The 14075-nt window shown below is 51.7% G+C and carries 14 protein-coding genes; 10 read left to right on the top strand and 4 right to left on the bottom strand.

Annotation, left to right across the window (positions count from 1 at the left end):
• Positions 1-149: 149 nt before the first annotated feature.
• On the top strand, positions 150-605 hold the full coding sequence (locus ACFE8Q_RS16675) for a (2Fe-2S)-binding protein (protein WP_375446546.1): 456 nt from the start codon (positions 150-152) through the stop codon (positions 603-605).
• Positions 606-724: 119 nt separating this feature from the next.
• Positions 725-2968 (top strand): molybdopterin cofactor-binding domain-containing protein, encoded by a 2244-nt coding sequence (locus ACFE8Q_RS16670; protein ID WP_375446545.1) that lies wholly within the window; start codon positions 725-727, stop codon positions 2966-2968.
• 161 nt (positions 2969-3129) lie between these two features.
• On the opposite strand, the gene ACFE8Q_RS16665 is transcribed toward ACFE8Q_RS16670, so the two are convergent.
• The 3 genes from ACFE8Q_RS16665 to ACFE8Q_RS16655 all read right to left on the bottom strand — a co-directional run bounded on the left by ACFE8Q_RS16665 (position 3130) and on the right by ACFE8Q_RS16655 (position 5923).
• Complete coding sequence (locus tag ACFE8Q_RS16665; protein WP_375446544.1) at positions 3130-3972, bottom strand: SDR family oxidoreductase; 843 nt, start codon at positions 3970-3972, stop codon at positions 3130-3132.
• Between the two features lie 108 nt (positions 3973-4080).
• Positions 4081-4956 (bottom strand): helix-turn-helix domain-containing protein, encoded by an 876-nt coding sequence (locus tag ACFE8Q_RS16660; RefSeq protein WP_375446543.1) that lies wholly within the window; start codon positions 4954-4956, stop codon positions 4081-4083.
• 46 nt (positions 4957-5002) lie between these two features.
• Positions 5003-5923, bottom strand: a complete 921-nt coding sequence (locus tag ACFE8Q_RS16655) for a helix-turn-helix domain-containing protein (RefSeq protein WP_375446542.1) — start codon at positions 5921-5923, stop codon at positions 5003-5005.
• Between the two features lie 156 nt (positions 5924-6079).
• Here ACFE8Q_RS16655 and ACFE8Q_RS16650 point away from each other — a divergent pair, with 156 nt between their 5' ends.
• The 8 genes from ACFE8Q_RS16650 (at position 6080) to ACFE8Q_RS16615 (ending at position 13078) form a co-directional block, all read left to right on the top strand.
• Positions 6080-6931: an aldo/keto reductase gene (locus ACFE8Q_RS16650; RefSeq protein ID WP_375446541.1), complete on the top strand. Its 852-nt coding sequence runs from the start codon at positions 6080-6082 to the stop codon at positions 6929-6931.
• A gap of 11 nt (positions 6932-6942) precedes the next feature.
• Positions 6943-7398 (top strand): cupin domain-containing protein, encoded by a 456-nt coding sequence (locus ACFE8Q_RS16645; protein ID WP_375446540.1) that lies wholly within the window; start codon positions 6943-6945, stop codon positions 7396-7398.
• Between the two features lie 34 nt (positions 7399-7432).
• A complete protein-coding gene (locus tag ACFE8Q_RS16640) occupies positions 7433-7936 on the top strand; it encodes a nuclear transport factor 2 family protein (RefSeq protein WP_375446539.1) in 504 nt (167 codons plus the stop codon).
• Positions 7937-8140: 204 nt separating this feature from the next.
• Positions 8141-9124: an aldo/keto reductase gene (locus ACFE8Q_RS16635; protein WP_375446538.1), complete on the top strand. Its 984-nt coding sequence runs from the start codon at positions 8141-8143 to the stop codon at positions 9122-9124.
• Between the two features lie 125 nt (positions 9125-9249).
• The gene (locus ACFE8Q_RS16630) at positions 9250-9846 is read left to right on the top strand and encodes a hypothetical protein (RefSeq protein WP_375446537.1); all 597 of its coding nucleotides are present in this window, start codon (positions 9250-9252) and stop codon (positions 9844-9846) included.
• A 44-nt stretch (positions 9847-9890) separates the two neighbouring features.
• Entirely contained in the window at positions 9891-10343 is a 453-nt protein-coding gene (locus tag ACFE8Q_RS16625) for a hypothetical protein (protein WP_375446536.1), read from the top strand.
• Between the two features lie 97 nt (positions 10344-10440).
• On the top strand, positions 10441-11301 hold the full coding sequence (locus ACFE8Q_RS16620; protein WP_375446535.1) for a winged helix-turn-helix domain-containing protein: 861 nt from the start codon (positions 10441-10443) through the stop codon (positions 11299-11301).
• A gap of 379 nt (positions 11302-11680) precedes the next feature.
• Entirely contained in the window at positions 11681-13078 is a 1398-nt protein-coding gene (locus ACFE8Q_RS16615) for a DUF3300 domain-containing protein (RefSeq protein ID WP_375446534.1), read from the top strand.
• 113 nt (positions 13079-13191) lie between these two features.
• On the opposite strand, the gene ACFE8Q_RS16610 is transcribed toward ACFE8Q_RS16615, so the two are convergent.
• Positions 13192-14055 (bottom strand): SDR family NAD(P)-dependent oxidoreductase, encoded by an 864-nt coding sequence (locus ACFE8Q_RS16610; protein WP_375446533.1) that lies wholly within the window; start codon positions 14053-14055, stop codon positions 13192-13194.
• Positions 14056-14075 lie beyond the last annotated feature (20 nt).

Here is a 14075-nt window from a genome sequence, read left to right as displayed (position 1 = left end):
GAAAGCAAGTGTCGCCAACAAAATTCAACCAGTAAAAATGGTAGTAACATCCGTAATCTGTATACCAATTACTATCTTCCTGAATTAGACCTTTGTAAGAACCGGTATTAGCTATAAAGTGCTATCTGTAACCAATAAACCCTATCGCTGTGGCTGCATATAATTTAAAAGTTAACGGAAAAATCAGGCAGGTAAACGTTGATCCATCGACACCTATGCTTTGGGTATTGCGCGATCATCTGAACATGCCCGGTACCAAATACGGCTGTGGTATTGCCCAGTGCGGAGCCTGCACCGTTCATCTCGACGGCACGGCGGTTCGGTCCTGTCAGTTGCCGGTGTCGGTTGTTGGCAAACAAGCCATCACCACCATTGAAGGATTATCGGTCAACGGCGATCATCCGGTGCAGAAAGCGTGGCTGGAACACGATGTGGCGCAGTGTGGCTACTGCCAGTCGGGGCAAATCATGAGCGCGGCTTCGTTGCTGAAGACCAATCCGAAACCCACCGACGCCGACATCGATGCCGCCATGAGTGGCAACATCTGCCGGTGCGGAACGTACCTGCGGATTAAAGAAGCCATCCATTCAGCAGCTAAGAAATAAGTCATTAGTAGTCATTAAGTGGTCATTTACTTCGCGTCATTAGGTGGTCATTCTTAGTCCATTTATTGTTCTTGCGAAGAATGACCACCTAATGACGCGAAGTAAATGATCTAAAAACTATGAAAACTACATATAACAGGCGTTCCTTCTTAAAGACTTCGCTACTGTCGGGCGGGGGCATGCTGCTCAGCGTGAGCTGGTTATCGCGCGCAGTGGCGGCCGACAAACTGGAGTTGTTAAACCTGCCCGAGCAATGGGCGCAACTGAACGGCTATATTCAGATTACACCCGACAATGTGATCAAACTCATTTGTCCCAACCCGGAATTTGGGCAGAATGTAATGACGTCGCTACCCATGATGGTGGCCGAAGAACTGGACGCTGACTGGAAGAATGTAATTGTTGAGATGGGACCACACGACAACGCGAAACTAGGGCCGCAGTTTACAGGAGGCAGTAATTCGGTGCGGATGTACTGGAAACCCCTCCGCGAAGCCGGAGCCGCCGCCCGCCAGATGCTCTGCGAAGCCGCCGCTCAAACCTGGAACGTACCTGTCGGTGAAGTGACGACCAAAGCAGGCGTGTTAGCGCATGCGAGCGGAAAATCGGCGAAATATGGCGAAATGGCCAGCAAAGCCGCTACGCTTCCCGTGCCCAAAGGCATGAAACTAAAAGCCCCCAAAGACTTCACGATTGTCAGAAATTCCAGGAAGAACGTTGAAGGGAAAAAGATCGTAACCGGTAAGCCACTGTTTGGATTGGATTATCGGGCCGACGGGATGATGATCGCCATGATTCAGCATCCGCCCGCCTTTGGCATGAAACTGAAATCGTTCGATGCGGCACAGGCCCTCAAAATGCCGGGTATCAAGGATGTGTTCACTATGAAACTGTATCCAGATGGTTTCGAGCAGGGCGGTTTCGATACCCGCACGTTCAACGAGTTGCTGGTGGTAGTGGGTAAAACCACCTGGGAGGTCATGAATGCCCGCAAGAAGCTGGTGGCCCAGTGGGAACCTGCCGGCGATGTAAAAGATACCATGATGGGCCGGGGTGGAAAGCGGGAGGTTACCGTGCCGGGAACGCTGGAAACGACCAGCGCCCAGCTCGAAAAAATGCAGGCACTGGCTAGCAAACCGGCTCAGCAACTACGGAAAGACGGTGACCCCGAAGCGGCGTTTAAAAATGCGGCGCAGGTGATCGAACGTACCTACAACGCGCCGTTTCTGGCTCACAACTGCATGGAGCCGATGAACTTCTTCGCCCATGTGACGGACGAAAAAGCGGTCGTAGCCGGGCCTTTGCAAGCACCGGGCTGGGCAGAACCGACGCTGGCCAAACTCATTAACCTGCCTGCCGACAAGATCGAGATTCAGATGACGCGCATGGGTGGAGGCTTTGGTCGCCGGGCGTATGGTCAGTATCTGTACGAGGCGGCTATGATCTCAAAACAGGTCAAAGCCCCGATTAAACTGATATACACCCGCGAAGACGACATGACCTACGGCATCTACCGCCCTATGTACACGGCGACCTATCGGGCGGCGCTTGATGCGAACAAGAACCTGATTGGCTTCCACGTGAAAGGGGGTGGCATTCCGGAGCATGCGATCCATGCCAACCGGTTTCCGGCCGGCGCCGTGGATAATTACCTGGCCGAAGGTTGGGAGATTCCGTCCAATATCACCATCGGTGCGTTCCGGGCTCCGCGCTCCAATTTCAACGCCGCCGCCGAGCAATCGTTTCTGGATGAAGTGGCGGAAGCGATGGGCAAAGACCCCATCGAGTTCAGGCTCGAGCTTTTGAAGCGGGCCAAGGCCAATCCAGTGGGTAAAAACAATGAATACGACGCCGACCGGTATGCAAGTGTACTCACGCTGGTCCGCGACAAGTCGGGCTGGAACAAACCGGGCAGCGAGAAGTACAACCGGGGTGTAGCAGCTTATTTCTGCCATAACTCCTACGCAGCACACGTGGTCGATATGGTCACCCGCGAGGGCGAGCCCTACGTTGAACGGGTATTCAGCGCTATGGACTGTGGCATTGTGGTGAACCCCGATGCCGCCAAAAACATGGTACAGGGCGCGGTGGTCGACGGAATCGGTAATGCACTCTACGGGTCGCTGACGCACAAAGACGGGGCTGCCGAGCAAAACAACTTCCACAACTACCGGATGATTCGCCACAACGAGGCTCCCAAAAAGATTGAGGTTCACTTCGTCGAAAATGACCTCGACCCAACGGGTTTAGGTGAACCGCCTTTCCCGCCGGTATTTGGCGCGGTGGCCAATGCCCTGTACAAAAACAAAGGCAAGCGTTTCTACAACCAGCCCTTCAAGTCTGAAATTGACAAACAGATTTAAGGTTAATTGCCATAACGGCCAGCGCCGGAACCGATTGAATTAGTTCCGGCGCTGGCCGTTATGCGTAGTAATCAATTCGGAGATGGTGGTTTTAATTCGTAAATGCCCTGCACGTTTTCCAGTGCTAAAATCTACCTCGTTCTTATCATTGACTCGTCAAGCTAAGCATCCTCATAGGATAGGGAAGACGATAGTTTCCGATACGCGTTAAGCTGCTGTTGAAGCGTTGAAACCACCTGCTCGGCGGTAGCGACTGCATCAGCACCGGCCAGGAAACGTAACGGCGGAGTTTCCTCACTGGCAATCGTGAGTAAGGCCCTGGCGAGCTTAGCCGGGTTGCCCGACTGCTGCCCATTCGCACCCTTCCAGAATTGCAGTTGCTGGGCATTTCGCTCGCTATAGTCCTCGATGGATGATTCAGCATACTTTGTTGACTCTTCGGTGAGCAGCTCTGTTCGGAAAAAGCCTGGATTGACGATTGTGGTATAGATGCCATAAAGACCTACTTCGGCCTGTAGCGATTCCATCCAGCCATCCAATCCGAATTTCGACGCAGAATAGGCGCTACAGAACTCATAGCCCACCAGACCCGCTGTTGACGAAATTGTAATAATGTGCCCGGATCGCTGTTTCCGCATGAGGGGTAGCACAGCCCGGGTTACCTTCATGGGTCCTAATAAGCTGGTTGCCAACTGCGACTCTATCTGCTCCATCGAAAGCTCTTCGAAGTAACCAGCCTCAAAGCTGGCGGCATTGTTGACCAGCACATCAAGGCGACCAAACCGGTCAACTGCTTGTTTAACAGCAGCTTCAGCATCAGTCATGTTGGTAATGTCCAGCTTCACCACCAACAGATTAGCGGACTGGCCTAACGCCTGGACAACTTTATCCGGGTTGCGACCTGTGGCGACAACAGAATCACCAGCGGCCAGCACAGCCTTCGCTATATCAACGCCCATCCCGCGCCCTGCGCCAGTGATGAGCCAAACTTTCTTGTCTTTCATGCTCTATTTCCTCGTTTTTTACCCCTCTTCGAGATGGTGTCTTCATCGACAAAGGTCACCAGCGGGTGGGCGAAAAAATAAAGGAAATCAAAGCCATACGTATAAAAATCAAAGGGAGGTTGTTCGTAGCGATTTGGGGGATTGGCCCGTCTTCTTTTTAAAGAAGTTGGTGAAGTAAGTGGGGTATTCGAAGCCCAACGCATAGGCGATGTCGGCAATACTCCAGTCGGTCTGTTGCAACAGGGCTTTGGCTTCACTGATGAGTCGGTCGGCAATGTGCACCGTCGTGGGTTTACCCGTCACTTCCTTGACCGAACTGTTCAAATGATTGACGTGAACCGACAACTGCTGAGCAAAATCCTGGGCTGTTTTCAGTTCCAGAGGATGCGTTGTGCTGTCGATCGGAAACTGCCGATCCAGCAACTCAAGAAACAAGGCTGAAATGCGTCTCCCTGCATTTTTTGGTTCGGGCGGGCGCATCTCGGACGGTTGCATTTTCAAGGCCTCGTGAACGAGTAGATGGATGTAATTACGAATCAATTCCTCTTTAAACGCATAGTCTGTTGCCTGTTCGGCAATCATCTTTTGAAAGATAGTAGCGACAGCCGATTTCTGATCGGGGTTCAATTGCAGGATGGGTGTACCGCCTATTTTAAACAGGGGAGATTGCAGAATACTTTCCGAGCGTTCGCTTAGGTGAAGAAAATCGTTGGTAAATAGACAGGCATAACCATCTGTTTGGGCTATGACCTCACAGGAGTAGGGAATGCGTGGATTACCAAAAAATAGAATCGTTTCATTGGTTTCATAACTCCGGTCGGCATAATGAAAAGTATACGTTCCGGTGTTCAAACTGATTTTATAAAAGTCTTTTGGGTTATAGCTGTGACCACCGCTACTGCTGCCTATTGCATATATTTTAATCCCCTTTAGCTTAAGCTCGGCACTTATATCGACGGGTTGAGTACTTTCTGCTTCATTCATAGCTAAAATTAATGAAATCAACGCTCATCACCCTGTAATTCCGGCTTCATCTTCGTTCTGCATCCGCATCGGCGGCAGTCCGGCGGTAGTCGTTGGGCGACTGGCCAACCCGTTGTTTGAACAGCCGGTTGAAGTGCTGAGGGTATTTAAAGCCTAACTCATAGGCGATCTGACTGACCGATTTGCTCTGATCAAAGATGCGTTCTTTGGCCACGTCGATCACCTTCGCCTGGATGTATTCCTGCGCGGTTTTACCGGTTTCCTTCTTGATCAGGTCGCCGAAATAGTTGGCCGACAAATTCAGTTCACCTGCGCAATAGCCTACCGAGGGCAATCCAATCGTTTGGGGTTTGTCGGTCTGGAAGTAGGCGTTTAGTAGCTGCTCAAATCGCTCCAAAATACCCTGATGTATATGATTTCGGGTGAGGAACTGGCGGTCGTAGAAGCGGACGCAATAAGTCAAGAAAAGCTCGATACTGTTCACAATCAGTTTCTTGCTATGCTTGTCAATAGCGTGCTCTAATTCGTACTGGATTTTTGCAAAGAAATCAAGCACCAGTTCCCGCTCCCGTTTGGATACGTGGAGCGCTTCGTTGGATTGGTAGCTGAAGAACGTGTAGTCCTGGATATGCCGCCCCAGCGCTGTGCCGTGGATCAAATCGGCATGAAAGACCAGCCCGTGGCCTTTGGGCTGATAGGTTTCTCCGCTGCTGTTCAGGCCGGCCACCTGACCAGGCGCCAGAAAAACCAGGGTTCCCTCCTGGTAATCATACGTATGGCGGCCGTAGACCAGATCCCCGCACTTTACATCTTTCAATAGAATGGCGTAGAAACCAAAATACATACCCGACCCTGTTCTGGGAGCTGCTTTTGAGAAGTCGATTACACTGATGAGTGGATGTAGTGTTTCATGATTATTGAATACGTTGTAATCAGTGATCGTCTCAAATCGTCGCAGAGTATCCATTGTCTTGTTGGTTTATCTATCTCAAAATTATCACGTTACAAACGCCCTGCCTGATGCCTGTACGCCAATCAGGAATATTGGTAGTAACTCCCGTAATCTGTATACCAGCCAGCCAAAGAAATGAAGAGACCTTTGTCTTGTAAGCAAACAAGCAACATGCAATACGTACAATTGAATAATGGAGTTGAAATGCCCGTGCTGGGATTCGGCGTTTTTCAGGTGCCCGATTTGGCCGAATGTGAACGAAGCGTACTGGACGCCATCGCTACTGGCTACCGGCTGATTGATACGGCCGCTTCGTATGGCAATGAGGAGGCAGTAGGCCAGGCTATTCGGAAAAGTAACGTACCCAGAGAAGACCTGTTCATTACTACTAAACTCTGGATACAGACTGATGGCTATGAAGGCACGAAGAAAGCCTTCGACGCGTCCATGAAAAAGCTGCAACTGGACTACCTGGATCTGTATCTGATTCATCAGCCGATGGGCGATGTGTATGGCGAATGGCGGGCCATGCAGGAGCTGTACAAAGAAGGACGGGTTCGGGCCATTGGCGTCAGCAACTTCCACCCCGACCGACTCATTGACCTGATCGTCCACAACGAAATCGTGCCGGCCGTTAATCAGGTTGAAACGCATCCGTTTCATCAGCAGATCGACTCGCAGCAGTTTATGATCGAGACCAACGTGCAGATTGAGTCGTGGGGGCCTTTTGCCGAAGGCAAGAATGAGCTTTTCCACAATGAGTTGCTAGGCTCGATCGGTGCGAAGTACAACAAGTCTATTGCGCAGGTTGTGCTGCGTTGGCTGACTCAGCGAGGCGTAGTGGCGATTCCTAAATCCGTTCGGAAAGAGCGGATGGAAGAGAACTTTAACAGCCTCGATTTTACGCTGACAGCCGACGATATGGAAGCCATCAAAACCCTTGACACGAAGGCGAGCCTCTTCTTTGACCACCGCGATCCGGCAATGGTGCAATGGCTGGGAGAACGAAAGCTTACCAGTTAAATCAATAAAAAATGAACAACTATCTGTATTTCAGCCTGTTAGTGTCCGTTTCTTTATGTACTCGGGCGCTGGCGCAAAACGCGCCCATCTTTCCCAAAGGCGAGCTATCCACCACCAAAACCCACGTTGGCGATGTATGGCTAAGTGAGGTAAGCGGTTCCGACAGCACCTTTACCTTCAGCATTGCCCAGGCCGTTTTTGCCCCCGGTGCCCGACTCGACTGGCATTCGCATCCGGGCGGCCAAATTCTGGTATTTACCGACGGCGTTGGCTATTATCAGGAAAAAGGGAAGCCCCGTCAAACCGTTCGTAAAGGGGAACTAATCAAATGTCAACCCGGCGTGGAGCATTGGCACGGAACCACCCCGACCAGCGGCGTAACGTACCTGGCCACTTCGCCTACGCAGAAGGGGAGAACCATCTGGTTCAAACGGGTAACCGATGAGGAATACGGCAGCAGGAAATAAACAAGACAACCCATCCTTTAAACCCCAGTCGACCATGAACGTACCCAGTACTCGTAAACAAGTGAATGCCTGTTGGAAGGCGGTACTACTCGGCCTGTGCTTCCTGCTGACGAGCGGGCAGATCTCCTTCGCCCAGACCAATAAAGTGAGTTCGAGCGCCAATGCGGAACAGGAAATCATCAACATCTCGAAGGAGAAATGGCAGTGGATGTCCGACAAAAATGTGGATAAACTGACTGCCTTGTTCGACGAAAAATCGATGTTTGTTCACATGGGTGGAAGTTGGGGCAAGACCCAGGAACTGGACGTTATTAAAAGTGGGAACATCTGGTACAAGAAAGCGACCGTCCACTCAACAACGGTCAATATGATTGGCAATACGGCCATTCTATTGAGTGATCTCGACCTGGTGGCTGTCGTGGGCGGAAACGAAGTGGTGAACCCATTTATGGTAACGGAAGTATACGTCAACCAGAACGGCAAATGGACGCTGGGTCAACTCTCGTTCTCCAGGCTAATGCGGCCCGTTAAAAACTAACAGCGGTAATGCCGTTCGCGTCAGATTGGTAACGTACCTGATGGGCATATGCTTGACCATCAGGTACGTTATCTGCAACTGGTCAGATCTAAAGCCAGTTCTGTACATCTGCCGGTTCAGGTTAGAACATCACCCGTCATAATCTGGCGATGGTGAAATGGCTTGGAAGAAAGCTACAGGCTTAACTCCTTAAAAATAAAACCAATGCAAAAGAGAACATTAGGTAAAAGTGGGCTGGAAGTTTCGGCCCTTGGTTTGGGGTGTATGGGCCTGAGCTTTGGCTATGGCCCGGCTACCGACAAGCAAGAAGCAATCAAACTCATTCGGGGGGCTTACGAACGGGGCGTCACTTTTTTCGACACGGCCGAAGCGTATGGTCCGTATGAGAATGAACAACTGCTGGGCGAGGCCCTGGAGCCCTTTCGGAATGACATAGTGGTTGCCACTAAATTTGGTTTCAAAGAAGGGAGAACTGCGTCAGGCTTAGATAGTCGGCCTGAGACTATACGAACCGTTGCCGAAGCCTCGCTGAAGCGGCTCAGGACCGATGTTATCGACTTATTTTATCAGCACCGGGTTGATCCAAATGTTCCTATAGAAGACGTAGCCGGAACGATCAAAGACCTGATCATGGAGGGGAAAGTGAAACATTTTGGCCTTTCGGAGGCAGGTGTGGAAACTATTCGGAAAGCCCACGCTATTCAGCCCGTCGCTGCGCTGCAAAGTGAATATTCCCTTTGGTGGCGAGAGCCCGAGCACGAAATTCTGCCAGCCTTAGAGGAATTGGGCATTGGCTTCGTGCCCTTCAGTCCGTTGGGCAAGGGATTTCTTACAGGCAAAATTGACGAGACTACGTCGTTCGATAAGACGGATTTTCGTACTAGCGTGCCTCGCTTTTCGGAAGAGAACCGAAAAGAGAATCAGACGCTGGTGGATTTACTGGGAAAGATGGCAACTGAACGAAATGCCTCGTCGGCCCAGATAGCCCTGGCCTGGCTGCTGGCCCAAAAGCCCTGGATTGTGCCCATTCCGGGCACCACCAAACTACATCGCCTGGAAGAAAACAATGGCGCTGCGGCCATTACGCTCAGCGCGGAAGATCTTCGGACGATCACGCAGGCCGTATCAACGATCGACGTGCGGGGGGGACGCTATAATGAACAGGCGCAAAAAATGATTAACCGCTAAACGATCAGTCAGGCGCCGCATTTCGCAACTTTTACATTTCGTTTACAATGTTTTACCGCCGTTTGACAACCGACTGTGCGTTCGGCCTGTACTTTGCTTACAGTTACTCAAACCAAGTACATACGATGAAAACGAAACTGATGCTAGCCCTTTTGTTGCTTTGCCCGTTATGCCTGCTTGTTGGGCGGAGTATATCAAAAACGAAGGCGGTCAAAACGTCGCTGACCGTCAACGGTCGTCCAATCAATTATGAGTTATTCACGCTTAACAATCCTGGGGTATTGCGGGTCATCGAGGGCGATCTGAAAGTACTGGACGACCGGGCGATGCCCTACCAGTCGTTGCTGCTGCAAGGTGGCTCGGCCCGGCCAGAAGGATCCGGTAGTGCTGTCTCCGCCTTTCAGGCAGCCGAATTGTGGCCGGGTTCCTGGCTTCGTGGTGAAGTCGCTGACGAGCAAGCCCTGAAGCATACGTTGGTTCCCTTCCGGGTATCGTTACGGCGGAATGGATCGGTGGTGCAGCAATGGCCGGCCAATGCCGAAAAAGCTGTTGAATCGATTCAGTTAAAAGAGATTTGGCCTTCAGCTCGACTCGGCGATGAGTTGATCGTTGAGCCGATGGTTCGCTTTGGGGTACAATCGGGTGATAACGCTGGAAAACAGGTTATTAAACTGAAAAAAGTGGACCCCATTTTGCTTAAAGCGATGCAGGAAGGTTGTTAATTGCAATTGGGTAAACCGGCATCTACCAGCCAAACAGATATATCATGAAAAACTCAATCAAATTCGGTCTGCTACTGGGTATACTCGTTCTCCTGGCGGGGCCGGGCCGGGCTCACGATACCCCTAAGCATATCGCCGCAGCGTTGACCTTGAACGGGCATCAAGTGTACGATTACAACACAATCTGGCTTACCAAACAGGGCGTTCTAGCCTTTGTTGAAGGGAATCCGCAGTCGAAGGAACACAAGCCACTGTTATTTAGAGTAGCGTTGCGGCGGGCTGGTAATGTAGTGAAGCAGTGGCCATCCAACGAGACAGAAGGCCTCTACTCCGTTCAGCTTGAAGACCTATGGTCTGCTGCGCGGCTTGGCGATGAATTGATCGTTGAGCCGGTCAATGCCCTGGCGCCGCAGTCGGTCGAAAACCCCGGCAGACGGGTTATCAAATTACAGGGTTTTAACTGGCTGTCGCATTGCCTGCCGGTCGATAAGTGTTAACGATCATCCTATGTTCAGGCCGTTGAATACCAGTTCACCGATAGTCGTACGACTATTTATAGGCAGCGGTTTTTTGCTGTTGGTAGGCTTGCTGTTTTTGCAATTTACCAGCAACGTACCTGGCGAATCGGGCGCAGCGACGGAAAGGAGACGGGTTGAAAAAGTTAATCTGGCGCTTCGCCGAACGGCCGATAGACTCCTTCGGGTGGCGGGCGATTCAACCTCCCGGATTCCGGCGGTGCAGCAACTGGATTCGCAAACGTTTCGTATTGCCCTGGGCCACACCTTCGATTACGACCAACTGCCCGATCTGCTGCAACAATCGTTGCAATTGCACAAGGTCGCAGGTACGTATGATGTGGCCGTGCTCGACTGCACGAATGGTGAATTGCAACTCGGCTATTCCGTCAGTGATTTGCTCAATGATAAATCGGTGGCCTGCGGTGGCCGGTCAATGACCGTCGGTTGCTATATGTTGCAGCTTCGGTTCGACGCCCCGGCACCAATAAAAAAAGAGAGCCCGATTTGGCCATTTATCGCCATTGGTAGCCTGCTTGTTGGTATGTTTGCCCTAACTTGGCGACGGGCGGCGCAGGTACGTACGGTAGCTGACCAACCGATTCCCAGAGCCACAAATCAGCTTCGATTTGGCCATTCGTGCCTTGATGTGGACAACCAAACACTACTTGCCGGCGCCGACCAGCATAAACTCACGTACCGCGAGGCGAAACTGTTACGACTTTTGGTTAGTCACCCGAATGAGGTGCTGGAACGCGACCAGATTCTGAAGCTTATTTGGGAAGACGAAGGGGTTACGGTTGGTCGTAGTCTGGACGTGTTTATATCGCGTCTTCGAAAGCTTTTACAGACCGATAGCACGTTGAAGATAGCGGCGGTGCATGGCGTTGGTTACCGGCTTGAGGTAAGCGACCCAGCCAGTTTAGGGCGTGTCTCCTGACAAGTCATGTTTTTTGATAGTAACTCTAGCTACGTGTTAAAAGCAATTGCTGCCTTGTAGGCTTCGCACGCCAGGCCTTTATCCTGACGTGCGAAGCCTACAAGGCAGCATCCACGTTAAACTAAGTGAAAATCGTAGTACTATTAATTATTCTTTATCATAATTGTATTAATAATGCGTTGATATATAGATGTTTATGGTGAGGGCGGTGATGTAACGCCGACGCTTTTTTTAACCAACGATTAACCACTTTATACACTAACTCCGGGCCCATTCTTGTTATTAATATGGTCGCCCGGCCAGTTATACCAATCGCGCAGCATGTCGGTTGATGTAGTGAAACGGGTTTACCCACGATCACGTTAAATCAAGTTTCATCATGAATGCGTTCACCAATTTTCCGAAGGCAAAAGCGCTGGTGCTGAGTTTGGGAGTACTGTTGGCTCAGTGGCAGCCCACACTTGCGCAGACGCCCGATTATACGAACCAGCAACCAGCAGCCGTTGCCGATAACAACCCGTCTCTTTTCTCGTCGATTGCCTCTTACCGCGATGATGTTCGGCGGGCTGCTTTGCTGGCTAGTCAGGAGCCTAAAGTGCTCGACAAGCTCGTTGAGCAGCAGGACAACAGCCGGGATGCCTTCGAGCGGTTGATTCAGTCGTATGGCCAGACAAAACAGGGCTGGTTCTATGAATTGGCCCGTTATCCTGAGATTCAACACGCGCTTGCTATCCTGCCCGCCGGAACCGATCAGGCTACAGTGCAGGTAATTACCAAATCGATGCCGACCAATTTGCAGGAATCGACCTGGAAACTGTATCGCCACCACCATGATGATCTGGTACAGGCCGATAACCTGAATCAGCAGGCTAATCAGGCGTTCGAGAACCTGATTGCTCCCCTCGATGGATCGACGCAGTCGGCTTTCCGGCAGTTGATTACCATGCCCGACGTGTTGTCTACCCTCACTCAGAACCTGGCTCAGACGGCGCAGCTTGGCCGTGATTATCAGAGCGATCCGCAAGGAATTACGCAGCAGTTGGCTGATCTGCATACCAAGTCTGAAGCCCAGAATCAGCAGGAACTGGCCGACTACCAGAATCAACTGAATCAGGACCCGCAGGCTCGTCAGGAATTGCAACAGGCTGGTCAGGACTATGCCCGGGCCAATGGCTATAACACCAGCGGCATCAACCCAAATCCGGCCTGGCCCGCCAACTCGCCTAATTATTATGCAAATCCGTATTCATACTGGTTCGGCTATCCCTACTGGTACGGATCGCCGATGTGGTATCCATCCTACGGCTACGGATTCGGCACTGGATTCGCTTACGGCCTGGGTGGTAATCTACTGTTCTATGGGCTGCCTTCATACGGCTTCTCGAACTGGTTTTTTAGCCGGGGATATTATAACTACCCACATCTGTACAACCGGTTCAACACCTACTATAACAACCGCATTGTTGGCGGTCGTGGGTACGTTACGTATGGCAACCGGGGCTTTGTTGGCGCAGCGCGGCAGGCGTTTGGCCCTGTTAGCGGTGGTTACGCCAGCCGGGGACGTACTGGCAGCTATGGGAACTACAATAATGGAGGTGCCCGGATGAGTGCTCCGTCAGGACGTACTCAGAGCATGGGCGGAAACCCTTCTTACCCGTCGCGCTCATTCGGGGGTGGTGGCAGCTATAGTAGTGGCCGTTCCTTCGGTGGCGGTGGTAGCTTTGGCGGTGGCCGCTCCTACGGCGGAGGCGGTGGTTTTCGTGGAGGTCGTCGTTAGTAGACACAATGAAAAAGTCCCGAATTGATCAGATTCGGGACTTTTTCATTGTATAGGCTCAGTGCTTCCAGGTACGTCGCTTGGCACTATACGGGCAACGTACCTGGAAGCGGCTATTCTCTCACCGAGACGTTGCCGTCGTAGCTGTGCTGAAGGTTTAGGTTGTCGGCGGGCTCTTTTTTTAGGTTCGGTGCCGCCTGATCGCCGATTGGCCCTTTACCAATGGTAATGCCACCATCCACGAAATAGATGGCGCCGGTTACGTACGATGCTTCGTCGGAGGCAAGGAACAGGTACACGTTCGCTACTTCTTCGGGGGTGCCTAATCGACCCAGTATCGGGGCCTGTTCATTCATCTTGGCCATTTTCTGGTCCATTGGGCCCGTGGCTGGGTGCGTCCAGGCGGTGTCGATCGGGCCGGGGCCAACCACATTGCAACGTACCCCAAACTGCGCCTGCTCCCCTGCCAATCCTCGTGTGAAGGCATGGTTAAACCCTTTGGTGCCACCATACGGGGCGTTCTGGGGCTCGCCCAGTAGCCCGGCTTCTGAACCTGCCGTGACGATGTTGCCTTTCGATTTCTGCAACTCAGGCAACGCCGCCTTCGACATCATGATCGTTGACTTGATGTTGTTTTTGATCATGTAATCGATCCCTTCCTCCGAGAAATCAGTCAGGAAGTTGGCTTCTGGAAATGCACCCGCGTTGTTGATCAGGATGTTGAGCTTACCATACATCCGAACGGCCTGATCGACGCAGGCCTGCGCATTGGCCAATACCGACAGATCACCTTTGTAGAAGCTGGCAATACCACCCTGCTGTTCAATCTCGTTCGCTACGGCCTCAACGGGGTCGTCGGGCAACCCGGCAACGATAACGCGTGCGCCTTCGGCCGCAAACTTCTTACTGATGGCCTCCCCAATTCCACTACCGCCGCCCGTTACGATGGCGACTTTCCGTTCTAATCTGGTTCCCATTGCTGTTAAATCTATCAGTT

It is taken from the genome of uncultured Fibrella sp. (assembly GCF_964250085.1).
GTDB lineage: Bacteria > Bacteroidota > Bacteroidia > Cytophagales > Spirosomataceae > Fibrella.
Note: the sequence above shows the minus strand (reverse complement) of the source record. Positions and strands in the feature narration are given on the sequence as shown.